This is a genomic window from Streptomyces sp. NPDC020898 (genome assembly GCF_044333925.1).
In the GTDB taxonomy this organism is placed as follows: Bacteria; Actinomycetota; Actinomycetes; order Streptomycetales; family Streptomycetaceae; genus Streptomyces.
Window position 1 is genome coordinate 94,506 of sequence record NZ_JBIRRV010000012.1, and the last position, 23,748, is coordinate 118,253.

The 23,748-nt window shown below is 69.7% G+C and carries 28 protein-coding genes and 2 pseudogenes; 6 read left to right on the forward strand and 24 right to left on the reverse strand.

The features are described from left to right. The first annotated feature begins 244 nt into the window (after positions 1 to 244). From ACH4TV_RS31900 to ACH4TV_RS31925, 6 genes are all read left to right on the forward strand, one after another. Positions 245 to 385 (forward strand): hypothetical protein, encoded by a 141-nt coding sequence (locus ACH4TV_RS31900; protein ID WP_398404233.1) that lies wholly within the window; start codon positions 245 to 247, stop codon positions 383 to 385. A gap of 128 nt (positions 386 to 513) precedes the next feature. Beyond that, positions 514 to 1,044 (forward strand): plasmid mobilization protein, encoded by a 531-nt coding sequence (locus tag ACH4TV_RS31905; RefSeq protein WP_327743275.1) that lies wholly within the window; start codon positions 514 to 516, stop codon positions 1,042 to 1,044. Continuing rightward, positions 1,041 to 2,768 (forward strand): relaxase/mobilization nuclease domain-containing protein, encoded by a 1,728-nt coding sequence (locus tag ACH4TV_RS31910; protein ID WP_398404235.1) that lies wholly within the window; start codon positions 1,041 to 1,043, stop codon positions 2,766 to 2,768. The genes ACH4TV_RS31905 and ACH4TV_RS31910 overlap by 4 nt, the downstream gene beginning before the upstream one ends. Before the next feature lie 81 nt (positions 2,769 to 2,849). Beyond that, on the forward strand, positions 2,850 to 3,296 hold the full coding sequence (locus tag ACH4TV_RS31915; RefSeq protein ID WP_398404237.1) for a hypothetical protein: 447 nt from the start codon (positions 2,850 to 2,852) through the stop codon (positions 3,294 to 3,296). A gap of 103 nt (positions 3,297 to 3,399) precedes the next feature. After that, positions 3,400 to 4,095 (forward strand): hypothetical protein, encoded by a 696-nt coding sequence (locus ACH4TV_RS31920; protein ID WP_327731511.1) that lies wholly within the window; start codon positions 3,400 to 3,402, stop codon positions 4,093 to 4,095. Positions 4,096 to 4,226: 131 nt separating this feature from the next. Beyond that, entirely contained in the window at positions 4,227 to 4,724 is a 498-nt protein-coding gene (locus ACH4TV_RS31925) for an NUDIX domain-containing protein (RefSeq protein ID WP_398404239.1), read from the forward strand. Positions 4,725 to 4,872: 148 nt separating this feature from the next. Here the strand turns inward: ACH4TV_RS31925 and ACH4TV_RS31930 are convergent, their stop codons facing one another. From ACH4TV_RS31930 to ACH4TV_RS32045, 24 genes and pseudogenes are all read right to left on the reverse strand, one after another. Next, on the reverse strand, positions 4,873 to 5,151 hold the full coding sequence (locus tag ACH4TV_RS31930; protein WP_398404241.1) for a hypothetical protein: 279 nt from the start codon (positions 5,149 to 5,151) through the stop codon (positions 4,873 to 4,875). After that, complete coding sequence (locus tag ACH4TV_RS31935; protein ID WP_398404243.1) at positions 5,148 to 5,765, reverse strand: hypothetical protein; 618 nt, start codon at positions 5,763 to 5,765, stop codon at positions 5,148 to 5,150. The genes ACH4TV_RS31930 and ACH4TV_RS31935 overlap by 4 nt, the downstream gene beginning before the upstream one ends. Before the next feature lie 48 nt (positions 5,766 to 5,813). Continuing rightward, positions 5,814 to 6,350, reverse strand: a complete 537-nt coding sequence (locus ACH4TV_RS31940) for a hypothetical protein (RefSeq protein WP_398404245.1) — start codon at positions 6,348 to 6,350, stop codon at positions 5,814 to 5,816. Then, on the reverse strand, positions 6,343 to 7,029 hold the full coding sequence (locus tag ACH4TV_RS31945) for a DUF317 domain-containing protein (protein ID WP_398404247.1): 687 nt from the start codon (positions 7,027 to 7,029) through the stop codon (positions 6,343 to 6,345). Before ACH4TV_RS31945 ends, ACH4TV_RS31940 begins: the two co-directional genes overlap by 8 nt. 78 nt (positions 7,030 to 7,107) lie before the next feature. After that, positions 7,108 to 7,416 (reverse strand): hypothetical protein, encoded by a 309-nt coding sequence (locus ACH4TV_RS31950; RefSeq protein ID WP_398404249.1) that lies wholly within the window; start codon positions 7,414 to 7,416, stop codon positions 7,108 to 7,110. A 95-nt stretch (positions 7,417 to 7,511) separates the two neighbouring features. Further along, on the reverse strand, positions 7,512 to 7,865 hold the full coding sequence (locus ACH4TV_RS31955; protein ID WP_398404251.1) for a DUF317 domain-containing protein: 354 nt from the start codon (positions 7,863 to 7,865) through the stop codon (positions 7,512 to 7,514). 433 nt (positions 7,866 to 8,298) lie between these two features. After that, positions 8,299 to 10,242 (reverse strand): DUF3732 domain-containing protein, encoded by a 1,944-nt coding sequence (locus ACH4TV_RS31960; protein WP_398404253.1) that lies wholly within the window; start codon positions 10,240 to 10,242, stop codon positions 8,299 to 8,301. Further along, positions 10,239 to 10,727, reverse strand: coding sequence for a three component ABC system middle component (locus ACH4TV_RS31965; RefSeq protein WP_398404255.1), 489 nt, complete (start codon positions 10,725 to 10,727; stop codon positions 10,239 to 10,241). Before ACH4TV_RS31965 ends, ACH4TV_RS31960 begins: the two co-directional genes overlap by 4 nt. Beyond that, the gene (locus ACH4TV_RS31970; protein WP_398404257.1) at positions 10,724 to 12,082 is read right to left on the reverse strand and encodes an ABC-three component system protein; all 1,359 of its coding nucleotides are present in this window, start codon (positions 12,080 to 12,082) and stop codon (positions 10,724 to 10,726) included. The genes ACH4TV_RS31965 and ACH4TV_RS31970 overlap by 4 nt, the downstream gene beginning before the upstream one ends. An 81-nt stretch (positions 12,083 to 12,163) precedes the next feature. After that, the gene (locus ACH4TV_RS31975; RefSeq protein ID WP_398404581.1) at positions 12,164 to 13,102 is read right to left on the reverse strand and encodes a collagen binding domain-containing protein; all 939 of its coding nucleotides are present in this window, start codon (positions 13,100 to 13,102) and stop codon (positions 12,164 to 12,166) included. A gap of 282 nt (positions 13,103 to 13,384) precedes the next feature. After that, positions 13,385 to 14,272: a hypothetical protein gene (locus ACH4TV_RS31980; RefSeq protein ID WP_398404259.1), complete on the reverse strand. Its 888-nt coding sequence runs from the start codon at positions 14,270 to 14,272 to the stop codon at positions 13,385 to 13,387. Then, a complete protein-coding gene (locus ACH4TV_RS31985) occupies positions 14,206 to 14,970 on the reverse strand; it encodes a DUF317 domain-containing protein (protein WP_398404583.1) in 765 nt (254 codons plus the stop codon). The genes ACH4TV_RS31980 and ACH4TV_RS31985 overlap by 67 nt, the downstream gene beginning before the upstream one ends. Then, positions 14,925 to 15,023, reverse strand: a pseudogene (locus ACH4TV_RS31990) (hypothetical protein); the annotation flags it as partial. The pseudogene ACH4TV_RS31990 and the gene ACH4TV_RS31985, both read right to left, overlap by 46 nt. Positions 15,024 to 15,253: 230 nt before the next feature. Then, positions 15,254 to 16,117, reverse strand: a complete 864-nt coding sequence (locus ACH4TV_RS31995) for a DUF317 domain-containing protein (RefSeq protein WP_398404261.1) — start codon at positions 16,115 to 16,117, stop codon at positions 15,254 to 15,256. Positions 16,118 to 16,164: 47 nt separating this feature from the next. Next, on the reverse strand, positions 16,165 to 16,848 hold the full coding sequence (locus tag ACH4TV_RS32000; RefSeq protein WP_398404263.1) for an HAD family hydrolase: 684 nt from the start codon (positions 16,846 to 16,848) through the stop codon (positions 16,165 to 16,167). After that, complete coding sequence (locus tag ACH4TV_RS32005) at positions 16,845 to 17,933, reverse strand: MFS transporter (RefSeq protein WP_398404585.1); 1,089 nt, start codon at positions 17,931 to 17,933, stop codon at positions 16,845 to 16,847. Before ACH4TV_RS32005 ends, ACH4TV_RS32000 begins: the two co-directional genes overlap by 4 nt. A gap of 74 nt (positions 17,934 to 18,007) precedes the next feature. Continuing rightward, positions 18,008 to 19,223: pseudogene (locus tag ACH4TV_RS32010) on the reverse strand (ATP-grasp domain-containing protein). A 103-nt stretch (positions 19,224 to 19,326) separates the two neighbouring features. Continuing rightward, on the reverse strand, positions 19,327 to 19,629 hold the full coding sequence (locus ACH4TV_RS32015) for a hypothetical protein (RefSeq protein WP_398404587.1): 303 nt from the start codon (positions 19,627 to 19,629) through the stop codon (positions 19,327 to 19,329). An 86-nt stretch (positions 19,630 to 19,715) separates the two neighbouring features. After that, the gene (locus ACH4TV_RS32020; RefSeq protein WP_398404265.1) at positions 19,716 to 20,924 is read right to left on the reverse strand and encodes an MFS transporter; all 1,209 of its coding nucleotides are present in this window, start codon (positions 20,922 to 20,924) and stop codon (positions 19,716 to 19,718) included. Then, complete coding sequence (locus tag ACH4TV_RS32025; RefSeq protein WP_398404267.1) at positions 20,921 to 21,442, reverse strand: hypothetical protein; 522 nt, start codon at positions 21,440 to 21,442, stop codon at positions 20,921 to 20,923. The genes ACH4TV_RS32020 and ACH4TV_RS32025 overlap by 4 nt, the downstream gene beginning before the upstream one ends. Continuing rightward, positions 21,439 to 22,329: a winged helix-turn-helix transcriptional regulator gene (locus ACH4TV_RS32030; RefSeq protein WP_398404269.1), complete on the reverse strand. Its 891-nt coding sequence runs from the start codon at positions 22,327 to 22,329 to the stop codon at positions 21,439 to 21,441. The genes ACH4TV_RS32025 and ACH4TV_RS32030 overlap by 4 nt, the downstream gene beginning before the upstream one ends. A 29-nt stretch (positions 22,330 to 22,358) precedes the next feature. After that, entirely contained in the window at positions 22,359 to 22,787 is a 429-nt protein-coding gene (locus ACH4TV_RS32035; protein ID WP_398404271.1) for a hypothetical protein, read from the reverse strand. Continuing rightward, positions 22,774 to 23,235 (reverse strand): hypothetical protein, encoded by a 462-nt coding sequence (locus tag ACH4TV_RS32040; protein WP_398404273.1) that lies wholly within the window; start codon positions 23,233 to 23,235, stop codon positions 22,774 to 22,776. The genes ACH4TV_RS32035 and ACH4TV_RS32040 overlap by 14 nt, the downstream gene beginning before the upstream one ends. Continuing rightward, complete coding sequence (locus ACH4TV_RS32045; RefSeq protein ID WP_398404275.1) at positions 23,232 to 23,708, reverse strand: hypothetical protein; 477 nt, start codon at positions 23,706 to 23,708, stop codon at positions 23,232 to 23,234. Before ACH4TV_RS32045 ends, ACH4TV_RS32040 begins: the two co-directional genes overlap by 4 nt. Between the last annotated feature and the right edge of the window lie 40 nt (positions 23,709 to 23,748).

Sequence of the window (23,748 nt, forward strand, 5' to 3'; positions counted from 1 at the left end):
CCGGGGTGTGCGCCCGAACGTCCCCCGGGGCCCGGGGGGGGGTCTAACCCCCAATTCGCCGTGTTTCCCCCAACCCACAAAAAACCCCGGGGGGGGGGGCCCGTTTTTTCCGCGGCCCCACCGCCCCCTCCACAACGAAGGACACGCCATCCGACCCTCGTATCCGCGGACGTACGCCCCCACGACCGCCGAGGCGGCCGCTTGGGCTGACGTCCTGGTCCGCCACCAGCTCCTGTACGCGGCCGTGCTCGCCCCGAACGGCCAGTGGCTCGTCCAGGACACACCCGAAACGTGCGTCCGTGTCCTCGACGGACCGGCCGCGATGGTCGACCTCGCCGCCGAAATCCAGCACCGCCTCCGCGCCACCAGGAACCGCACCCGATGACGAACTCGACTACGAGCCCCACTCCCACACCGGATGAACCGGTCCCCAACTCGCTTACTGAGCGAGCAAGTTATCGCAAGAGCATTGCTCCCGTCGGGAGCAATGCTCTTGCCTCCCCCGCCCCTGAAGTGGCGGGAGAAGTCCGGCGCCAGGGGGCGCCGAACGAGCAGGACGCGACCGAGGGCGGCTCGCGTCCGGGGGAAGAGCACACGCATACCTGCCACACCGAGCAGTGCGCCCACACCGCACCGTCGAAGCCGCACGTGCAGCAGCGCGAGCGCCTGCGTGACGAGCACAAGCGCGTGCGCCAGCCCAGCTGCCGCATGAACGACGACGAGTACCAGCTGCTCGCACGTGCAGCGTCCGCGTGCCGTATGAGCGTCGCCAGTTTCCTTGCCCACGCCGCTCTCAAAGCCGCCCGCGATCTCGACCGCACCGCCGCCGAGATCGCCACCGAACGCGAAGTGCTGAACGAGCTGTTCGCCCTGCGCCGACACCTCGGACACATCGGCAACAACGTCAATCAGGTGGCCAAGGCCCTGAACTCGGGTGCGGACGCCCCGAACACGGTGGCGGTCCTCGACGCCGTGACCCGCGCGGCCCGCCGCGTGGACGCCTTCACCCGGCACTACCTGGAGACCGAGACCACCGCGGCATGATTCCCCGAGTCCACGATCGCGGGCAACGCACCATCGGCCTGCTCTACTACCTCTACGGGCCCGGCACCCACGAGGAGCACATCGACCCCCACCTGGTTGCCGCCTGGGACAGCCTCGCCCCCGACCCCGGCCGCGACCCGAACGCCACATACGCCGACCTCCAGCAGCTGCTGGACATGCCCGTCGAAGCCCTCGCCAAAGGCCGTCGGCCCAAGAAGCACGTATGGCACCTGTCCGTCCGGGCGGCCCCCGAGGACCCCATCCTCAGCGACGAACAGTGGGGCGACATCGCCCGGCGCATGGTCGCGGCCACCGGCATCGCCCCCGATGGCGACGACGCGGCATGCCGCTGGGCCGCCGTACGGCACGCCGACGACCACATCCACATCATCGCCACGCTCGTCCGCGAGGACCGCCGCCGGCCACGGCTGAACAATGACGCCGCCCGGTCCCAGGCCGAAGCCAGGCTGATCGAAGCCGAGTACGGGCTCAAGCAGCTCAACACCGGTGACGGCACCGCCGCCAAACGCCCCACCAGCGCCGAGCGCCACAAGGCCGAACGCGAGGGCCGCGAGCGCCCCGCCCGCGAGGAACTGCGCGAGACCGTACGGCAGGCAGTTGCCGGCGCCACGAGTGAGGAGGAGTTCTTCGACCGCCTGGCCGACGCCGGCGTACTGATCCACAAACGCGTCGCTCCCTCCGGCGACCTTCTCGGCTACAAAGTCGCGCTCCCCGACGACCGCAACGAAGACCAGGAGCCCGTCTTCTACGCCGGTTCCACCCTCTCCCCCGACCTGTCCCTGCCCCGTATCCGTAAACGCTTCTCCAACGGCACGCCCTCACCGAGCGCCGACACGTCCTCGGACCAGGCCACCCCCCTGGCGCCGAGCGGCCCGGCCACGGCCAGGCGCCGGGCGGCCACGGCCGTATGGCAGGCGGTGCTGGTCATCGACGGCGGCCAGGACGCGGCGGTGGCCGCGCAGATCGCGGCGGCCGGGGAAATCCTGGACGCACTCGCCCAGACCTCAGCCGCCCACACCCGTACCCAACTGCGCGATGCGGCCTTCGCGTTCGAACGGGCCACCCGCTCCCACGTACGAGCTGAACGCGGGCACGACCGCGCCCTGCGCGAAGCCGCCCGCGACCTCGTCTACAGCGGACCCGCACTCGGCCGCGGAGAGGACGGAGCCACCACGGCGATGCTGATCGACATGGCGTTCTTCCTCGTCACGGCCGCAGCCCACTGGCACGCGAAGAAGAACCACGCCCAGCAGGCCGCCGCCGCCCGCCAGGCCGCCGTGCACCTGCGCGCCGCCTACCAGGCCGCCGCCGGCATCCCATTGGGGGTGCTGTACCAGCGGGGACGGCATCTGTCGCAGCCACTGCGGCACAAGCAGGCCGCCTGCCTACGAGCGACGGTGCCGCAGCTGGCCGAGCAGATCCTGGCCGAGCCGGGCTGGTACGCCCTCGCGGCCACCCTCGCCGACGCCGAGAGCGCCGGCCACGATCCGGCGGTGCTGCTGGCCGAGGCCGCCGCGCGGCGAGAGCTGGGCACCGCCGACTCCATCAGCGACGTGCTGGTGTGGCGGCTGCGCCGCATGGCCGATCTGCCCGCCGACTCGACCACGATGCCCATCGACTCCATCCCTACCTCGGCCAGTACGCCGGGGCGTGCGACAAAGCCCGCAGCGGGCCGCGGCGAGGGTCCGGGCAAGGCCCGCTAATTACGGAGTCTGAGAGTTGAAGCAGGTCAGGTGCATGAGGCACCCTCCTTGTGGCCTGTCAGACGAAGAGAAGGAGAGCGGATGTTCGGACGTGCTCGTGCCCACCGTGAATTCCGTGAAGCCCAGCGTGCCGGCCACGCCCTGCTGCACACCATGCAGTCGCATCCCGGCTTCCAGCCTCCGGCACCCCCTGCTGATCAGGCTTCGGACCCCGACGCAGAGGCGGTGGTGCCCGACTTTCTGCCGCCGGATCTGCGGGTCCCCTCGCGTCAGGAGGTCGAGGGCCTGATGATGCGCTGGCAGCAGCCACTCGTCATCGACGGCGAGGTCCGTTCGTGCCCCGAGTGCGGCGCATACCGGGACTGGATCATCTTCAGCATGTGCGACGACACGATCCACCTGCGCTGCCGGGCCGGCCACACAACGCCGGAGCCCCGCCTCGACCCGGTGTGGTTCAACCGCAACTCCGGTCCGGTCGATCACTTCCACCCCACCCTCGACGAGGGCCTGCTCCACCTCGGCCACTGAAGCCGGCGAAACCCCTGAAACCCCAACTCCCCTTCTCTCTGCCGGTGCCCGGCGGGCCGGCGCAGTCAACCTGTCCGCTTCGCAGGCCACTTAGGGGTTTCGCATGCGCCTTCCCACCACGACCGTCCTCAGCCTCAGCGCTCTCGCCGCTCTGGTTCTGACCGGCTGCTCGACGGGCAGCACCACCTCCGCCGAGCCGGCCTCCCCCACAACCGCCGCGCCGCGCAAGGTGGGCTCGAATACCGCAGCGTCTGCGCCGCTGTCCTCGGCCGCACTGAGCAAGCGGCTCCTTGACGAGAGCGACCTCGGCGAGGGCTACAGCCGCAAGCCGCAGCGCCCGGCCACGCACGACGATGTCACCGTGATCGGCTGCCCGGCACTGGCCAAGCTCGGCAGCAGCGCGGCCACCGGCACCGGCCTGTCCTTCCCCCGCAAGGCGAAGGCGTCCTTCACCTACGCCGGCGGCAGCGACTCCGAGGTGTCCGAGGAGCTGTACAGCGACACCGCGACGAAGCTTTCGCAGGGCATCGGGGAGATCTTCGACGCGATGACCGCCTGCCCCACGTACCAGCTCGTGTCGGGCAGCATCGTCATCGACATGGGTACGAAGCAGACGGCCGCCCCGGACCTGGGTGACGAGCAGTGGAGCCAGCTGCTCACCTACGCGGTCGGCGGGCAGCGCAGCGTCGTCAAGCAGACGGCGATCCGCACCGGCACGATTCTGGTGGTCCTGTCCGGGGCGCCCGCCCTCGTCGACGCCCATCTCGCCGACGCCGTCCAGGCGGCGCAGGCCCGCTGACACTCGACGCTCCGTCGCGCCCCGTTCTCCCCGCTGCCAGGCAGTGGAGAACGGGGCGTTCGTCATCCAGCATTACCGTGCTGCAGGGCCCTGCACACGGCGAGGGCCCTGCTCCGGCTCCGGCTTCGGCCGTGGGCCATCCGGACGCTGTCGTACGAAGAGAGGTCACCGGCGTGGTGGACCGTCCCACGAAGACCCGCGGGTGTTTCGCGTTCGTCACTACACCGCGCCGTGAGGTCGTGCTGCAGCTGCGGGACGACAAGGCCGGCATCGGCTGGCCGGGGCGCTGGTCGCTTCCCGGCGGCGGACGTGAGGCGGACGAGTCGCCGCTCGAGACGGTCCTGCGTGAGTTGCTGGAAGAGACTGGCATCGTACCGACGGTGATCGAGGAAGTGGCTGTCACCGCCTACGAGGAGGGCAAGACGCCACCCCACGTGTTCGCCGCAGTCTGGGACGGCACCGAGAGCGAGCTGGTCCTCGGCGAGGGGCAGGCCCTTCGTCTGTTCCCGCTGGACGCTCTGCCCGAGCCGATGCCGCCCCATGTCCGGCACTACGTCGAACAGCTCGCACTGCGCCTGCCACCCCGTAGGAACGACCCCACGCCACCCACATCCTCCGGGTTCCTGTGAGCACCGAGACGGAACGGCACGGCCTGGCGCAACGAAACCGAGCCCGGTTTCCTCACCTTGACGAAGGTGAGGAAACTGGGCCCTTTGGGTGGCGCGGCGGTCAGGCACGGCGCGTCCAGAGCAGGCTGGTGCGTGCCGCTACAGGGGGTCATGGCAGCGTGGGCATGCCCGCCTCCGGCGTGTGCGGCCGTTCGATGGCAAGCAGGCGATCGGGGTGAAGGCCCAGTTCCACGATCTCGTCGGCGGCAGGGACATAGACCAGGACGGCAAGTCGCCGACCCCGGCCGGGGTGGGTCACGGTCAGGACGTGGTGCTGGTCCGGGCAGCCGGAGAGCGTATAGGCGTCGCCGGAGTTGAGGCCATCGGCACGGCCCTGGAAGGTGTCCAGTTCACGGCGTTGGTCCCACCAGCGGGCACGTGCCCTCATGTGGGGAAGTGCGGCGGTCCGCCGGTCGCGCTCGGTCCTCCATGCTCGGTGGCAGGGGGCGCATTCGTTGGTGGCCTCGGGGTTCGGTCCGGCCAGCGCGTGTCGCACAGGCCGGTGCCGGTCGCGGCGCGGCGGCGGTGTCCCGTGACAAGATTGGCGTGGCCTTTGGGTGCCCGCAGCAGGTCCTCGTCGCGCGGGCAGGATCCGTCGAAGGACACACTCACCTCGCCCGCGAGCCGGTGGAAGCGCTCCAAAGCCGCCGCAAGCGCCGAGCAGTTGGCGCACATCCGGCGGGCCGAAGTCGAGCGAGGGTCAAGGGACTTGCCGCAGTAGCCCAGCAGATGGCCGGGGATCGGCAGGTGGGCGGTGGCGCCCTTGCCGGTGCCTGCGGCGGGCCGGAGATCCCGTTCGCCGCCGGGGTGCGGTTGCGTGGTCAGGATCAGCCAAGCACGTGTACAGCTCTGACACAAAGAGTGCGTGGTGTTCTCCGCGATCGGTGCGAGATCGGTCGAGTGCGTAGCGCACACCGTCAACGGTTCGGTGCCGATCAGGACGCCGTGATGAGCGGTCCCGTTCGTGGGAGAGATGGACAGCCGGATCATGGGCAGGGGCAAGCAGACCTCCAAGGGTCAGTGTGGGGCGGGTGGGTGACGAAAGGCTCGTCAGAGAAAGTCGAAACGGCCGGGCAGGGTGGCGAGCGTGCGCGCTTCCTCGGCCGCTCTGTCAGCCTCGACGCGGGCGAGCGTGACCGCGCATTCGCCGTACTCGCGCACGTTCAGCTCTCCGGCCTCGGTGCACTGCCCGTCTTCGATGATGTACCGGGTCACCGTCCGGGTCAGGCCCGAGTCGGTGGGGGCATCGGACACCAGCGACAGCACCGACGGCCCGCACCGATTACCCGCATCCTCCAGGGCCCGGTCTACCAGGCGCGTCAGGCGATCAAAGCGCTCCATGCTCACCGGCCCGAGCACAAGGGTGTTGCCGCCCAGGTAGAGGAGTTCGGCGAGCACTTCCTGGGCAACCAGCGGCCGAATGACGTGCAGGTAGTGACGTCCCGGCCCGGCCGCCGCGATGGCATTGGCGACCGCGAAGTCGTCCAGGGGACAGGTATGAAACCGACAGATCGGTGTCCTTTCGCAGCGGAAGCGACCGCCCGGGGCGAGGGGCGGCCGGCATGAGGAGGCGTCGTCGTCAGTCACGGCGCACGACGGTGAGCCGCCCTTGCGCGCCCTCGGGCAGGGTGCGCCGAGGCACGGGGACCGGGGAGGCGAGCGAGGCGGCAAAGGCCGCGACCAGGTCGTGCGGGACGCTGGCGCTGAAGCTGGCGCACCACAAGTAGGGGGCGCCCAAAACAGGTTCCGCCCACGCCTGCCAGCCCATCAGATCGGGGCGCGGGTCGGCGTCCTGAATGAGCTTGGGCAGTTCCTCCAGCGACACGCTGGAAGCGAAGCCGGGGTCCGTGGCCGCGGTCGCGGGGCGGTCCACGTCCCGGATCCAGCCCTGTGAGACGAGCGCGGCCATGACCGCCTGAGGCCCGTCGAACCCGGTGTCGGGCGCCTCGCGGGCATCGAGCGCGACGAGGAGGTCGGCAAGCGCCTCGTGCGGGACGCCCGTGGTGAAGTAGGCGTTCCACTCCGTCAGGGCGCTCGCGGCATGCGGACGGGCGGACAACTGCCACGCCACGGGCAGTCCGCCGAGTTCAGAGGGGTAGCTGGCGAGGATCCACTCGGCGCCGCGCAGCTCGTCCGGGCTCACGTACAGCAGGGTGTGGCGGGAGGTCGGCCACAGCCGCCAGCCCAGGCCGGTCAGCAGGTCGCCGATCCGCTCGCCGAGCGCGCCGTCGTCGCCGGCCAGGTGGCGCGGGGTGACCGAGTACACCGCCTCCTGCGGGTCGGCGTGGGCAGGGTCGTGGGGGTCGTGCGGGTGCAGGGGCGCCTCCGTAGGGTCGTTGGTGGTTCAGCTGCCGTCGTCGCGTGGCCCGGTCGCCCTGCGACGGCGGCGTGCGGGAGCCTCGGTCGGCTCGTGCCAGGTGAGTTCGACGGCGACGTCCGGTGGGAGGTGGCCGACCTGCTCGGCGTCCTTGGCCTCGGTGATGAAGACCAGCGGGTCGCCGTTCTCATCCTGGGCAGCGATCACCCCGCCGATACGGTGGGCCATGGGAAAGAGCGGGTTGATGGCGAGCCGGGCCGTCGCTTCACGGTCGCAGGCGGCCAGAAGATCGACGAGTTCGCCGACGGTCATCTCGTGCAGATGCGGTTCGTCCACAGCGTTCTCCTCGCGGTAGCGGACAAGGGTGTCCCGAAGCTGGGCAGGGTATGCGGCGCGCAGGGCGCCCGGTGGTGTGGCGTCGGCCCCGCTGTTCAGAGCGGCTGGGAGGTGGCGAGGACCTGGGCCACGGCAGCGGCGACGATGGCCGCCGGAGTCTCGGTGTCGAACGACATCCGGTACCCGCGGACCTTCGCGGTGCCGGTGACCGCAATCACCCAGCCCTCACCGTCGGTGCCGGGACGACCCGTCGGGAACCACCCGAGGTAGAACCGCCCGTCCTTGCTGTTCACATGGACATCGGCGCGGTCGTCCACGACCAGCTTGAAGTCGGCGTCCGTGAACTGGTCGGTCACCAGCGTCGGCTGGCCCGGACCGAGGTTCCAGGAGCGCAGTCTCAGGACCTCGGCAGTCGCGGCAAATCCGGGCTGGGCAACCTCCACGGTCACCGGCATCACCTCTCTGACCTGGTATTTTCCGGGAAGGCGTCCACGTTGACATGCTCCAGAAGCGTTGGCCAGTCCTTCCGCGATCTTTCCTGTCTGCCCCAGGCGAACTGGTGACCGCTGCATCGAACCCAGCCCATGGCATTCCTTGCCATCGGCTCCAGTCGTCGCAGGTGGCAGCGGGCTGGAGCCGCTCAGCGACACGGGACCGCCTTGCCATGGAAGTTAGTCGTCGCAGGCCGGGATCTTCCGCCCGGCTGACTTCATTGGCAACGGACAAACTGGTGTCCTTGACGATTGTGGGGTCTCAGATTTCGTGGCACGTTCTCAGCAGCGAGGGCACATCAGTGGCACTTGTGCCTCCATTGCGAGGTTCATCATCGAGCGCGCCGGGCGTTGGAATTCTGCGCCGCCAGCAATTTCGCCCAGAGGTGGGTCAGTCGCCTTGGTCGATCCAGGCTGGTGGGATGAGAGCCGCGCGCCCGCCGCGCCAGCGTTCCACCACCGCAGTGCGGAAGACGTCGTCTTCCAAGTCCGCGTGCTCCATCACGATCACCTGAAAGCCTGCGTCGAGGTGGCTCACGGTGTCATTGATGGCCTGGTAGACCCGCAGAAGTGAGGTGCGGTCCTCGCCGGCCAGATCCACCTGTTGGCCGTCGTAGTCGGAAGGGAAGTAGACCTGAGAGGGCTGGTCTAGGACCAGGACGCGCGGCAGGGGGCGTCCCTGTTCAGCGAACCACTCATGCAGACTTAGCAAGGCCGCGATGTGGTAACCCAGCCAGTTCTCGCCGCTACCCATGTCGCTCAGTGGCACCGGGCCGCGAGGAGTGTCGGCGACGATGCTTAGGCGGCGCAGGTCCAGCCGCACGGGGTGTTCCGAGTGTTCCAGGCCAAGTGTGCGGGCCTTGGTCGCGATCTTCTGGTTGATCAAAGAGAGGCAGCTGGAGAGCCGGTCGGCCTGCGTGTCTGAGCCGAGTACCTCCTCAAGGTCCGTGATTTCCCGATTCAGTTCCTCGCGCGTGTCGGTGATCGGAGGAGCGTGTTCCGCTCGGGCCGCGTTTTCGAGAAAGAGACTGATCCTGCCTTGGACGGAAGCCGCGCGCAGAGCTTGGCTGCGGTAGCGGGCCGCCTCCCGTACGCCGGCGTCGAGTGCTTGGCGCTGCTCACGGTTGCGGACCACTTCGGCGCGCAGTTGCTGAAGTTGCTCTTCCTCGGCGGCGATCATGCTTTGGACGAGAGGGGTGTCGTCGCTAACGAAGGCGACGTCGGAGTCCAGACGCTCCAGATCCTCACGGATCGCTTGAATGGTCTGCTGTGCCGGGGAGACTACGCTGTCGCATACGGGGCAGTGCTGGCCGGTGCCGTCAACTGCGGTCCCCAGCAGACCGAGGGAGGCGAGTCGTTCTCGCTGATCCCTGGCCTGAACCAGATAGTTGCTCTCTTCGGCCAGGGTCTGGCGGAACTCGGTGATTCGCGCCCTGATCTGCTGATGGCGGGAGCGCAATTCCTGTCGCTCGCGGTCCAACAGGGCAGCGTGGTCGGTGGAGTCGGGGTATCCGAGTTCACCAGGAGCATGGGTAAGAACGGCCGCAAGGATGCTCAGTGCCTCGTCGAGACTGATGGTGTCATCGACCGGTGCAGGCAGGAGACCTGCGCTCTCGGCCTCGGCTATGAGGGCACGGGCCTGTCCGGGCGCGGGAGCAGCTTGGGCGCCCTGCATGATCTGCCGCTCGACGTTTTTCAGTTCGGTGCGCAACTGTCTGAGGCGGGCATGGCGTATGGCCTGTTCGGGATCGACTGCGCCCAGGAAGTAGGGCAGCGTGTCGCGGATGGCCTGCGGCCGCCACTCATGTCCCTGGGAGTGGAAGAGGTGGTCGGGGTTGGCGATTTCGTTCTGTGCCTGGAGGCAGAAGAACAGGGCGTGGCGAATGGACGGCGACATGGTGGTGCCGCGTGCTGCGGGGATACGGACGGTCCGGTCGATGCCGCAGAACTCGCTGAGGAGGCGGCGAGCGGCATCCAGTGGGAAGGTGAAGTCGATGTCGTCTCGGGGCAGCGGGGGTGCGCCCGCGCTCTGGAACTGCAGACATAGCCGGGGAGCGGGAGTGGTGCTGTTCTCGGGAGCCGGACGGGCGATAAACAGCTGCTGGTCGCCGCGCACCAGTTGCAGGGCGAAGATGCTCGTGCAGTCGCGGACCTTGCCGGCGCGAACGGGGTAGTCGCTACTACCCATGCAGTAGTCGGTGATGGTCCAGATCGACGTCTTACCCGTGCGGGAGTCGCCAGTGATGATGTTGAGGCGGCCTGGGTGGAGTGCAAGGACTCGCATCTGCCCGGGGCGGTATCCGTACAAGGCCAGCGATTTGATCTGGTAAGTCACGGGCGCACTCCGAGCAAGGTCAGGGTCGTGGCGGTACTTCCGCCGGTGGGCAGCCAGCGGCCGAGCATGTGTGCCGTCTTTTGAATCGCGACGAAGGTATCTGACGTGCCGGTGATCGTTGCCGGTATCGCGCGGCGGCGCAGGGTCAGTCGTGCGCTCTCATCGAGGTTGAGCAGATCCGTCTGCAGCGCGAAAAGGATGCCGGGGCGGACCATTGCGGCCAGGCTGGGTGCATTGGCTGCCATCAGGACACGGACGGATTGGTTGTCCTCAGCCCACTTGGGCAGGCTCGCCCTCGTCGTTCCTGGCAGGATCGTCCGAATAGCTGGCTGGAGAGCCATCACCGCGGCAGTGACCACAATGGGCAGCGGGCAGGAGCCCGCGTCGCGCTGGTGTCCCTGTACGGCGCGGCAGCTGACGAGAGCCATGAACGCTGGGTTGAACAGGGCCCGTTCCTCGCGGCTGAACTCGACGGGTGCGGTCATCGGCCCACCGTCGGCTCCAGTAGGGCCATCAACCGGGCTTCGAAGTCTGGGTGCCAGCCGACACGCTGTTCGTCGGCCAGCATCTGGTAGGAGCCCGTCGTCACGAACGCCTCGTCGCAGCCCTCCCTGATTCTAGTCCGGGCGTCCTGCTCGACCCAGGCATAAATCTTCTTCGCCTGTGCACGCATCTCCGTTTCGGCCGCGTCCTCGCCGAGGTCGTCGACCATGACATTGAAGCGTCTCTCCCACTCCTCGACCAGGCGCCGCTCGTAGTTGCCGAGTTCGCCGGGGCGCAGAAGGTTTTCGTTGGACCACCGAGAGCGCTGTTCATATGCCCGGACGTAGTCCCTGACTGCCATCCGGATCCGGCGGTTGCCGATACCGGCGAGCGTCAGCTGGCGCACAAAGGTCTTCTCCGTGTGCTCGGTGACCTCGCCGGTGAGGTCGACGACGTCGGCATCGATGGGAAGGTTGTCGGGCCGGAACTGGTTACGGCGCTGGTCAAAGACGTCATCGAATTCGACTCCGGTGACCGGGCCGGATCCCTTGCCTGCCAGGTGGGCAATGCAGCGCTGAAAGAACCAGCCCTCCAAGCGCTGAAGGAAGGCTTGGGCGTGGGCGTGACCGACAACCAGGGCGGCCCGGCCCTGCAGCTGGTCACCCGCCTTCATGATGTTGTCGGCTTCATCGAGTACCTGGATGCGTTTGAGCAGGTTTAACCGCTGATCCTGATCCAGAGCGTCCCAAGCTGCGAAGTTGGCTAGGGCGGTCGGGCTCTTCGCGGCAGAGTTGCCGCGGGCCGCATTCAGCAGCGTCAGGGCCTTTGCTTCGTTCCGTGGTCCGCCTGCCCGACTGGGCGCCAGGTAGGACCCGACGGTCCCCTCAGGCGCGATACCGGTTGTCAGCAGAAACAGATTCGCCCGCTCCAGGTCAATCTGCTGGCCGGAAACGGCTGTAGCCCAAATCCGTAGCGTCTTCCAGAGGTCGCTGCTGGCATCGGTCATCCGCGTCCCGGGGGCGCGGTGCTTGAGCTGCCACCAGTCTGTGGACGCGCCGCGCACGGTTTCGATGTCGTCCCCGGCCTCAATGGCAACCGTCCAGTCGAAACCTGTCTGTAGATGCTCCACGCACACCAGCAAAGCCATGCGCAACTGGTACAGGTAGCCGAGTGCCGCTGCGGACGCCTCAAAGGGATCAGACTTGCCGCTCATTGCATCCCCCGCTCCGACCTGCCCCGTCGTGCCCGTCCAGAGATCGTATCGACCGGACTGCACCTGGATAAGGGGTTCGGGGACGATCAGCCGGTTGCGCTTACCGTCCTTGACAGCGGCCGAGGCTAAAGCGGGATTGAGCACAGCCCACGATGTGTCCGGATGTGCATGAGCCCCAGGCATCCGGTGGATGCCTGGGGCTCATGGCGGGCGGGCTCAGATGAGTCAGTTCTCGAGTGCGTCGGCCTCAGTACGGCGTCGGCGGGTGGCGACGACCACGCCCACGCCGGAGGCGACGAGCAGTGCGGCGCCGCCGATCAGCCAGGGGGTGGCGTCGGCTCCTGTGTGGGCGAGAGTGCCTTCGGGTGTAGTGGCGGGGGTGCTCGCGGCGGGCTTGTCCGCGATCGTGGCGTCGGACGTCGAGTCGGCGGTGGAGGGGGCCGAGGAGACGGTGCTGTCGCCCTGGCCGGAGGTGTCCTGCGTCGGCTTGCCGGACAGCGTCTGGGTGGCTGTGGGCGTCGGTGTCGTACTGGCGGTCTTGGCGTTGGTGACGGTCACAGTGACCGGGGCGCCGGGCTTCGCAGTGAAGGCACGTGAGGGCTTGTAGAGGTCGTATCCCTCGGGTGCCTTTGTCTGTTTGACCCAGAAGGCGGTTCCGGTACGGCTGTTCACGGGCAGCTTGGCAGACGCGGTGCCGTTGGAGCCGGTGGTGAGGGTGAGAACGACCTCGTCGCCGGTGCCGATGTTGACGGTGGATCCGGGCAGCAGCTTGCCGCTCTTGCTGGCCTTGGCCTTGAGCGTGACCGTGGCGGGCTTGAAGGGGTCAATGATCGTCAACGGCGCGTCGGTACCCGGGGTGACGATGACGTCCTGGTCGTCCACGACGTCGTGCAGCGGGCTGCCGCTGGAGACCTCCTTGAGCCGGTAGACGCCCGGGGCCAGGTCCTTGAAGGCCAGCTGGCCGTCGGCGTCGGTTATGCCGGTTCCGACTTGCTGGCCCGCAGAGTCGAAGAGGCTAAACGTGGCGCCGGCAAGGACGTCGCCAGCGGAGTCCTTCTTGTGGATGGCGACGCCGCCGGTCTCGGTGGCACTGAGCGCGGTAGGCGGTGACGGGGTGGGGTCCTGGGCCACAGCGGCCGGCGCCCACATCAGGGTTCCGGCCATGGCGAGCGTCACGACAGCGGCCGAAGCAGTTCGGCGAGTGGATTCGATGCGGGTCAAAAGGGATGGCTCCTGGAGTGTGCAGGGAGAAGCGATGTTGAGCAGGTCGACTGGTCGGCGGCGTGGCATACGAAGTCGCACGTGGGTGCGTGCCGGCGCAGAGTGGACGCGAGGACGGGCAACAGGCTCTGGACGTCGGTGTCGATGTCGGCGTGGCAGACGCCTGCCGGGTGTGGTCCAGAGGACGGCGCCGCCTCTTGCCGTGTGCCGGGGACGGTGAGCAGCTCACCGTCCCCGGCTCGGCCGCGCCGGATTGGAGGACCGTGGTGGGGCGATGGCTGGCCGGAGGCTCGCGGGGACCGGAGTGGTGAGGGCGCAGCGGCGGGCGGCGGCCTTGACGAGTTGCTGTTGCTGTTCGGTGGGCAGGCCGGCGATGTGGTCGATGCCTGCGGCGAGGGCCGGGCCGAAAGGTGAGCCGACGGGCAGGCCGGCGGCCTGGACGATCTGGGCGGCAGCCTCAGCTTCGATCAGGAGGCCGAATGCCGGTGGGATACCGAGCAGTTGGGCGGCGTGATCGCGGGTTCCAGTCAGGGCTTCGGTGAGAGGGAAGTCGTCGTCGAGGACGCTGTCGACGATGTCCAGCCAGAGCGGCGTGGCGCGGTGGAGGCGGGCGAGGAAGTCGGCGTCGGTGAGCCAGCATCCTCGCGCCGGCGCAGGATCGGTGTCGTGCTGCACCGACCGATCCCGTTCGGCGACGGCCGTACTGGTCGGGGCGAGTCCGGGAACCCATACGTTTAGGTAGTCCTGGATGGCATGGCTCAGGGGCGTGAGGGCCGCGCCGATCCAGGGTGAGATGTCGTCGTGGTGCCAGTCCCGTATGACGCCGTACCCGTCGTGTCCGGGCTGTCTGCCGGTGCGGGAGTCCCGCACAGTGAAGGTGCTGTGGTCGGCGAAGGACAGGTACGCGTTGTCGAGGACGCCTTGATCCGGGTGGAGGATGCTCAGGCGCAGTCCGCCGTACTCGCGGTGTCGGATGGTCTGGGCGAATTCGATGCGCAGGCGCAGCGGGGAGTCGGGCGAGATCACCGCGTAGCAGGCGTCGCCGATCACCCGTCGTTCGTGGACGGGCAGGTCGAGGAGTTCGGTGAAGAAGTGCTGGGCGTGCAGGGACAAATGCGGTGGTGCTCCTCAACAGCGGAAAGGGGCGCAGGGGCGGTCACCTGCGGCGGCCGGCAGGAAGTCCGGAACCGGACAGGGGCATTGGGCCGGTGCTCGGTGCCGAGGCCCTGGCGTTCGTGCGCGACGCGGTGGCCGCCGGCGAAGGTGCCCCGCTGAGCGGCAGTCCGGGCTTGTGGCCGACTGAGTCGGTCCGGGCTTCGGGAAGGGTGAGGTGCAGGCGGGTCTCGGCCGGAACGCTCCACACGGCGCGCGCGAGCGGCACGGTGGAGGCCCACGGTGGAGGCCAGGGACGAGGCGAACGCCGCGACCAGGGAGGCGGGGACGGCGGAGGAGAACGTGGCTTTCCACAGAGGGTTGTCCGGTGGTCCACCCCAGGCGGACCAGACGTGTGCGGCCGGGTTCTTGCGAACGTAGGCGTGTTCGAGCACACCGTATCCGTCCGAACTGCGGAAGTACTGGGTGCCGTCCGTCTTGACCGTGTGTCTCCACCCGGCGGCGAGCAGTGGCAGATGTACGTCTTGCGGGCGAACGTCGTCTGGGCGCAGCAGGTCGCGTCGCCCCGGGCATCGGCCTCGCAGAGGGCGAGGACTTCGGTGTAGAAGTCGCGGACGAGTTCGACCGGGGTGCTGGCATCGAGCGTGGCCGTCCAGGTCGCGGGTCGGAAGGGATCCTTGTGCGCGGCGACCAGCCACTCGCGGCCTCGCGGGTGGGTCTCGGACGGGATGTGTCCGGCAAGCAGCCGCATGCCAGGACTGATAGCGATGGCAGGTCCGTCCTCGGAGCGGTTGAGGGTCCAGTCCTGGTCGAAAGGGAAGTGCCACACGTCGACGAGCTCGTGGATGCCGGGGCCGGCGAGGTGGCGCGGGAGGACCTCGATCACGTCATGATTGTCGAGATCGTCCAGAGGGCTGAGCGACACAAGGTCCTTTCGGTAGGCCGGAATTGAAGGGTCACGTGCACCCGTGCCCCGATGGGTCAGCGGCGCACGGGTGCACGCGGGGCGACGGCTGCGGCGGGCGGGCTGCTGGTGCTCCAGCGCGGCACACTGCGGGCAGTGGGGGCCGGTCTGCGGCGGGTGGCGGCGCGGTGCACGTCGAGCGGGGTCGGCATCGGGGGTCCGGGAGGGGTCACGGGCGTGAGCTGGGCGCGGTCGGTGAGGTAGTGGAGCATCGAGTCCTTCCAGCGCGGCAGGGGCTCGGGGTCGGAGACGCAGGTGGTGAGGGCCGTGACGAGGTGGACAGGGGTGTGAGTGGAGGCGGTTGCGTACCAGCTGGCGGCGGCAGGTCCGCCCTGCAGATACCAGCGGGCCTGAAGGGTGGTCAGTTCCTGGCCGGCGTCGAGTCGGCCGGTGGTGTACTCCAGGCTCGCCAGGCCGTCGGGCGTGCGCACCTCCAGCACGCCCCACCTCGGGTGCTGGATCGCCCAGCCACGCTGGATGAGAGGGGCGACGGCCCGGAAGGCGTCCAGTTCCGGGTCGTCGGCGGGTTCGGGGAGGTAGGCGGCCGGGCCGGTCGTGTAAGCATCGGCGAGGGCGGCGGTGAAGGCCGTGACGAATTCCGTGGGGCACATGTTGTTGAAGGACGCACCCCACTTCGGCTGGGCGAAGGGGTCCTCGTACGCGGTGATTCGCCACAGGCCGTCGTCGGGGCCTTCGGGCAGATAGCCGAGGCGGACCTTGCGGTCGGGGGCCGTGACGTAGACGTTGCCGTCCTCGCCATGCTGCAGGTCCCAGCCCAGGGCGAGCAGCGGGGCCAGGGCGGGGTCACCGGTCCAGGTGGTTCCGGCGAGGTAGCGGGGGGTCACGTAGACGTCGCCGTCGATCTCTTCGGTGTCGGGCACGAAGGTCCTGGGGGTCGGGGTGGGGGTGTCGAGCGGAGGGGAGGCAGTCAGCGGCTGGTGCCGCGCGGGTATGCGGGTGCTCGGAAGACCGCAGCTGGGCGGGGGCGGAGCAACTGTGCCTCCATCTGGGCGGGTTGGCCGGTGTAGTGCAGGGTGCGAAGGCCCAGTTCGGCGGCGGCCTGACAGTTGTCCTCGCGGTCGTCGATGAACAGGACGCGTCCGGGGTCGTCGATGCCGGTGGCGGCCAGGGCGTGTTTGTAGGCGGCCGGGTCGGGCTTGCACAGGCCCAGGCGGGCCGAGTACAGGGCGTCGGTCATCAGTTCGCGCCGCCAGTCGGTGGCGTCAAGGACGTCACTCAGGAAGTGCGGGGCATTGGAAAGGAGCACCATGGGCAGTCCCGGCTGGCGGGCGCGGTGCAGGATGTCGAGGACGCGGTTGTCGGTACGGATCCACATGGCGGTGTCTGCGGCGCGTAGGGTGCGCAGCCACCGCGGGCTGGGGTGGTGGCCGAGGACTTTGGCCCAGTAGGCGAGATCGCTCAGTTCTCCGGCGTCGTACTCATTCCGGGGAGCCCAGAAGGCGTCCTGGAAGGAGTCGAGTTGCCCGCTGGGCCACTCGGCGATGTCGGCGAGGCGGGTCCACATGGCGTTGGTGGGCTGCAGACCGGCGACACCGTTGTAGTCGGCGATCACGGCGTCCACGCCGGTCGGAGTGAGGGAAGTGCTGGTCAAGGGGTGGGGTTCTCCAGGGCTTTGAGGGACAGGGCGGCGACGGCGGCTGCGAGGAGGGCGGGCAGCAGCAGCGCGTGGGGCAGGGCGGTGAGGGTGGCGAGGGCGCCGATGAGGGCGGGGCCGGCGAGCAGTCCGGCGTAGCCGGTGACCGAGACGGTGGCGACGGCGCCGGGGCCGCCGCGTCCGGCGGCGGTGATCAGGCTGGGGATGGTGACGGACAGGCCCAGGCCCAGTGCCGCCCAGCCAGCCAGGGCCGCCGGGACGGTGGCCAGGGCCAGGCCAGCTGTGAGCCCGGCCGCGGCAAGGACGGCCCCGATGCGTACGACCATCGGGGCGCCGAAGTGGGCGATGAGGCGGTCCCCGGCGAGCCTTCCGGCGACCATAGACGCGCTGTAGAGGGCGAACGCGGAGGCGCTGACCGCCGTCGAGGCATCCAGGCTGTGCAGGTGCACGGCCGCCCAGTCGGCTGCGGCCCCCTCCCCCAGCAGACACGCTGCGGCCAGTGCCCCCAGCAGCCACAAGCGCGCCCGGGGCAAGCCCGGCGAGTCCTTCGGGTCCGGCGTACGCCGGGATATGGCGGGGGTAGTGGGCTCGAGCATGCCGAGGGTGCGGGCCACTGGAGCCATGGCCACAGCAGCCGAGGCGACGGCGAGGCCGGTGACGGCGAACAGCCAGGTGTGGGAGGTGTGGGCGCTGAGAGCGGCGAGTCCGGCCCCACCGAGCGCGCCCAGGCTGTAGGCGGCGTGCAAGGACGACATGATGAAACGTCCGAGTCGGTCCTGGTAGCGGACCGCCGCGGCGTTCAGAGCCACGTCCAGCACACCGTGCGCGATACCGAACACGAACGCCCCCAGAGCGAGGGTGAGCGGCGTGCGACAGACGCCGATCACCGCCAGGGCGGCGGCGAGGCCGGCTGCGCCGCTGGTCAGCAGCAGCGGCTCCCGGGCAGGAGCGGCAAGACGCCCGCCGACGTGAAGGCCGATGACCATGCCGACGGCGGCGGCGAGCAGGACCAGGGCGAGACCTGCGGTGCTCAGGTCGGCCGCCTGCTGGACGGCTGGCATCCGTGCGCCCCAGACGGCCATCACGACCCCGAGCGCGGCGAAGTACCCCGTCAGCAGACGGCGGCCGTGGACCGGGGCGTGAGCAGTCGTCGTGCTCACGTGGCCGAGTCCGCGGGGACGGCGGTCGGATGCGGGGCGACCTGGACAGTGAGGTGGCGGTATGCCTCCTGGGAACGGTCCTGGGCCACGTCGGCGGTCGGGCCGGTGGTGATCAGGAACCCGATGCGGGCGGTGAACAGGTCGCCGTCCGGCGGCAGCATCAACTGGTCGCCGACATCGCGGTGGAAGTGGGCCCGCTCCAGCCACGGCGCCTGCTCGGCGAAGCCGTCTGTGAGGTGGCGTGCGGTGAGGGTGGGCGGGGTAGATCATGCGGATCGCCGCTGCCCGGCTGTGCGTCCGGGTGAGGTCCGGGGCACGTCCGCAGGCGATGTCCGCCGCCACCCGGGCGAGGTCGATGCCGGTGGCGAGGTGCACGAGGTGGCCGATCATGTCCCCGCCGAGGCGGGCGTTGACCTCGATCAACCGGGGGCGGCCGTCGACGAGGCGGAGTTCGACGTGGCTGACGCCGTCGGTGACGCCGAGGGCCTGCACGGCGGCCTGGGCAGTTGGGGCAACCGTGGCCAGCAGCGGGTCGGCGGCGTCGACGGCGTGCGCGATCTCCTCGAAGTACGGCGGGAGTCCTACCGTCTTGCGGGTGACGGCGACCACGGTGGTGGTGCCGTGGTAGGTAACGCATTCGACGCTCACCTCCGGACCGTCGAGGTATTCCTCGACCAGCACCTCGGTGCCCTCGGCCCCGAAGCGGGCGGCCTGGGCGGCGAAGGCGTAGGCGTCCGGCAGTTCTTCGGGGGTGTCGACGCGGATCACTCCGGCGCTCGCGGCACGCGCAGCGGGCTTGAGGACGATTGGGTAGCCGATGTGCTGTGCGGCGCGGGCCGCCTCCGCAACGGTGCGGACGCCGTTCGAGGTTGCCGAGGGCACCGCGTGCTGGGCGAACAGGGCGCGGGAGGTGGCCTTGTCGCGGCAGCCCTGCATCACCTCCGGGCCGGGGGTGGGCAGGCCGAGGCGGCGGGCGAGGCGGGCCACGGGCACGAGGTACCACTCGGTCCACGTCATCACCCCGGCCACCGGATGCCGCTCGGCCAGGGCCAGGGCGGCGGCGCTCAGGGCCGCCTGGTCAGTCGGGTCGGCGACCTCCCAGTCCAAAAGGTAGGGGCGTTCCCACGTCGGTTCGGCATCGGTGATCAGGACGACGTCGTAGTGGGCGGCGACGTTCTCAAGGCAGTACGCGCGGTATGCCTCGGCCTCCATGTCAGCGGCGGCGACGATCAGGACGACAGGGCGAAACGGCAACAGAGTGCTCCAAATTGGCGTTGCGGTGAGGGGAGTGGGTCTGGTCTGGTTCGCCGTCGGGTCAGGGGGTGCGTCGGGGGCGGAGTTCGAGAGCGCCGGCCCAGTCGGGGTGATCGGCGATCAGCTTGCGTGCGTACAAGGCCGTGAAGTTGTTGTTTAGCCCTCGCAAGCCCTGCGGGAGTCGCCAACACAGCGCTTCGAAGAGGGCCTTCAGTCCGATGCGGGTAACTCCCGCCGCTATCCGGTCTGCGGTGAGCCGCTCCAACGCGCGGTAGACGTATGGGTGTTCAGTATCGAAGTCGTGGAACTGCTCCGTGATCGTTCGCCTGTCGATGCGAAGGCCAACAGGTTCGGAAAGCGGCAGGCGTGCTGCCTGACGGCGTGGGGCATGGGAATCGGGCAGCCCTCCAGGAAGGCGGACGGGTGGGCGAGGCGGGTGCGAGGTGGAGGTCAGGCGGCTGACGGGCGCAGGGCCGGGAGGGTGCGCAGCCGGGTGAAGGCGGTGGCGAGGCCGATTGCCTGCAGGACGGCGCAGGCGGTGATCGCATGGCCGAGCTGGCTGGGCGGGATGGCGGCAACAAGCAGGCCGGCGACCGGAAAGGGCGTAAGGAGCAGCAGGATCGTCACCGCGAGGGTGTTGCCGAAGACGTCGGCGGGGATCAGGTGGGAGCGCAGGGTGCGCAGCACGACGGTCATGCCGCTTTCGCCAGCCATGAAGAGCGCGATCAGCGCCAGATAGGCGGGGTAGGTGTGCGTGAGGGCGAGGGTGAGGCAGGCCGAGGCCGTGATCGTCGCGCAGACGGCCCCGGCGGGCCACAGACCGCAGCGGTCGATGACGTGGCGGCACAGGCAGATCGCGATCAGGGAGGCTGCGGCGGCTGCCGACCAGAGCAGGCCGACATCGGCGCTGGAGTGGCCGAACTGCTGGACGACGATCACCGGGGCAGCGGCCTGCAGGAGGCCGACGGCGAGGTTGGACAGCGTCAGCCCCGCGACGAGCCAGCCGAGTGCCGGCAGCGCGCGCAGGGTCTGCCAGCCCGTCTTCCATCCCTGCCGTACGGCCGCCGGGGTAGTGGCGTGCTGGTCGGTGTGCGGCTTGGAGGCGAGGGCGGCGGCGAGCAGGGAGAAGGCGGCGGTCGCGGCGAGCATGCCGGTGGCGCCGGTGTGGGCGAGGAGCAGTCCGGCGAGCGCGGGTCCGGCCAGGGTCGCCGTCTGATCGATGCCGAGGAGCACCGACTGCACACGGTGAGCACGCGCACCGGCGGTACGGCTTGCCAGCCCGCCCGCGGTTTCGGCCGCGACGTAGCTGAACTCGGTGAGCACACCGGTGCCGGCGGCGAGCGCCATCACCGTGACTGTCTTCCCCAGCCCGCCCGTCTGGGCCTCAAGGAGCAGCGCGGCGGCCAGGACGAGGGTGGCCCGGGCGGTGGCCGCGAGGCGGAAGACGCGGGTGGTGCCGTGGCGGTCGACCAGGGCACCAGCCACGGCGAAGGCCAGGCCCGTGAGGGCCGCGGATCCGGTGGTGGCGAGGACCAGCAGGGGGATGCCGTACGTCGTCATGGCGAACGCGGCGGCGTCCATGCTGCGCGGGAGATAGACACTGCGCAGCAGGGGGGAAACCGGTCGGTGGGAGGGCCGGTTTCCGGTACGGGCTCTCACGCAGCGTGCTCCGTCTCATCCGCCGCGTGGGAGGAGCGGGATGCCATGGCGTTAAGGACCTGCGGATGCGTCTGGAGCCAGTCGGCCAGAGTGGTCCGCAGCTGACCAAGCGCGAAGGCCGCCTCGGTGGGGAGGACGGCGCCGTTGTCCCCGAGCAGTTTCAGGGTGTGCTGGACGCGGGTGACGAAGCCCCTCGCCGTGTTGGGGTATTGGTGGGTGCGGGACCAACGGGCGACGGTGTCGTACACCGAGGCGAGGTCCTCGCCTGCTTCGGTGAGCCGGTAGCGGGCCGGTGCGTGGTCGGTGAAGTGCACCAGGCCCAGTGCGCGGGCGACGTCGATGGCGTAGCGCAGCTGGCGGCGGGTGAGGTCGCCGAACGCGCCCTGGAGGCTGCCGCGTCGGTGGCTGATGGGGCCGTTGTCGTCGATCTCGCTGACCAGCCGGATCAGGGATGGCAGGGACAGGGTGTTGATGACCTGGCCGGTGTACGGGTGGTTGAGGATCGCGGTGCTGGTCATCGGCGCGGGCCTCCTGCCGGAGAGATCGCCAGGGGGCGGGCGGGTATCGGGTGAGAGAAGAGGTCGCCGGGCTGCCACGGTGTGGCCGGAGCCTTGGCCATCTGGCCCGGGGCGGGCACGGCCGGTGGCGCGGGCAGTCGGGACTGGGTGGTCAGCCATGGTCCCGAGCGGGCTGAGGAAGACGGTGTCAGGGCCTGGCCCCACAGAGAGTGGGTAGCTTCGGCGAGGGGGTATCCGGCCGCCCACGCGGAAAGCGCCTGGTAGACCGGGGCGAGGGCCCGCCCGCTGGCGGAGAGCTGGTAGTCGCCGGCCGGTGTGGTCTCGGCCAGCCCGTCGTCGATCACCTGGCGCAGCGGCGGGTAGACGCGGCTGAGGCTGTAGTGGGGCATGACCTCGGCGGCCAGTGCTTTGGCACTCGCCGGCCCACGGGCTTTCAGCGCCCACACCAGCGGCGTGGAATGCCGCGGGCTGATCAGTGCGATCGTGTCCTCGATGTTCTGTGCCACCGCGACCGGCTGCGGCGGCTGAAGCTCGCCGGTGGCCTTGTTCCGTACGAGAGGATTCTCCAGATGCGTGTCCCCCCAGGCGGCGAGCACGGGCAGAACGGGCATCAGGTCGGCGCCGCGACGGGTCAGTCCGTACGTGACGTGCCGGGGGGTGTGCTCGGTGCGTTCGACGAGACCGGCGTCGACGAGCTTGCCCAGCTTCGGGTGGAGCTGGCCGTCCGCAAGCAGGGCGAGCTTTGCCTTGACCTCGCTGTAGCGCAGCGGCTGGGCGGCGAGGGTCATCAGCACCCACACGCTCCAGCTGGGGGCGAGCATCTGAAGGCTCTCGGTGACGCGGGACAGGTCGTTCAGGGTGGTGCGGGACAGACCGGTGGCGGCCAAGGGGGAATCTCCTCAGGCGGGGCGATGGGTCAGCGGGTACGGGCGACAGCACGCGCGGGAGCGGGAACCGGTGCGGCAGTGGGGGCGGCCCGCGCGGGCTCGGGCTCCGCGTCCGGGGCGGGGACGCGGTGCAGGCTGGCCAGGACGCCGCTCAGGGTCTTGGCGTGGGCGTCGCGGGTGGCGACGGCGTCGGAGATCCGGCGCGCGCAGTCGAGGATGTGACCTGCCTCGTAGGTGCCGATCTCTCGTTCCGGATCGGCCAGTTGAAGCAGCCGCTGGCGTTGGAAGTCGATGTTGCGCTCGGCGAACTGCAGGTCGGTGAGGCCGGCGATCAGGGCGGCGAGCATGCTGCCGTCGGGGTTGAGGCCGGCCAAGGTTCCGAGGTCGGCCAGCGGCTGGGCGTACAGGTCCTCGATGCGCTCGGCGATCGTCTGGGCCGTGGCGTCAGGTGCGGGCAATCGGGGCTTTCACGGTCGGGGCCCTCGCACTGCCCCGGCTCGGATGTCGGCCGGGCGGAAGGGCGGTGGTGGTCGTCGGCTGCGTGAGCCGTACGGGTCGGCGTGGCACCGGCTCGGGTGGAGGCATGGTGCGCAGCAGCTGGCCGATGGCGGCGACGTAGCCGTTGCGCCCGGCCAGGGCCCCCTCCAGCCACTGCGCGTCGAAGCGCAGGTCGTCGGCGGACAGCCCGCTCATGTCACGATCGGCGGCGGTGGCCTCGTGGACGCGGTCCCGTACCCAGGCCACCTGCTCCTCGGCCACCACGAGGAAGGAGCGCAGCTCCAGCGCCCGCCGCAGCGCCGCGGACGCATCGCGGCCGGACGCCTGCGTGTACAGCTCACGCACGGGGGCGCCGAACGTCTGCTCCAGCAGGCTGTCCTGGCTGGAGGTCTTGTCGGTCACGCTCACCGGGCCGCCCCGCGTACGGGGGCCTGCGCGGTGTCCGGCACAGACGGTGCGGTGGTGGGCAGGGCCGGGCCCCGGCGGGCGGTGGGCGCCGTCCCGCGCCACGCCCCCGGGCTGCGGTTCCCGATCGCCTGAGGGTCGAGGAGGTGGCGCACCGTCATGGCGCGTCCCTCCCGCACGGTGTGCGCGCTGTTCACCGAGTCCGCGAGCCGCATGACGTGTTCGGGCAGCTCGACGAATTCGCCGTCGGGCACCGTGTCGACGTGGTGGGCGAGGGCTTGGGCAAGGGCGTCTTCGGCCCTGTTCAGCACCTGCTGGGCCTCGGTGAGCAGCCCGTGCCAGCGCACGATCGTTGTGGCTTCCGGGTGGGCCTGCGGGGCGGCGACTACCGCGCGTCGCAGCTCGGCAATCGGCATCTGGAAGCGGGATTGGATCTGCTCGGTCAGGACGCCCAGCACGTCGACGGCGTCAGGCACAGCACAATTCCTTTCCGTTGGATTCGGGGAAACAGGGCGT

What these genes read in the sequence shown, in the direction of transcription:
- ACH4TV_RS31910 (WP_398404235.1), top strand. Translation starts at nt 1,041, where the DNA reads ATGATTCCCCGAGTCCACGATCGCGGGCAACGCACCATCGGCCTGCTC.
- ACH4TV_RS31915 (WP_398404237.1), top strand. Translation starts at nt 2,850, where the DNA reads ATGTTCGGACGTGCTCGTGCCCACCGTGAATTCCGTGAAGCCCAGCGT.
- ACH4TV_RS31920 (WP_327731511.1), top strand. Translation starts at nt 3,400, where the DNA reads ATGCGCCTTCCCACCACGACCGTCCTCAGCCTCAGCGCTCTCGCCGCT.
- ACH4TV_RS31930 (WP_398404241.1), bottom strand. Translation starts at nt 5,151, where the DNA reads ATGAGGGCACGTGCCCGCTGGTGGGACCAACGCCGTGAACTGGACACC.
- ACH4TV_RS31965 (WP_398404255.1), bottom strand. Translation starts at nt 10,727, where the DNA reads ATGACCGCACCCGTCGAGTTCAGCCGCGAGGAACGGGCCCTGTTCAAC.
- ACH4TV_RS31975 (WP_398404581.1), bottom strand. Translation starts at nt 13,102, where the DNA reads ATGGCCGGAACCCTGATGTGGGCGCCGGCCGCTGTGGCCCAGGACCCC.
- ACH4TV_RS32005 (WP_398404585.1), bottom strand. Translation starts at nt 17,933, where the DNA reads ATGGCCGTCTGGGGCGCACGGATGCCAGCCGTCCAGCAGGCGGCCGAC.
- ACH4TV_RS32025 (WP_398404267.1), bottom strand. Translation starts at nt 21,442, where the DNA reads ATGACCAGCACCGCGATCCTCAACCACCCGTACACCGGCCAGGTCATC.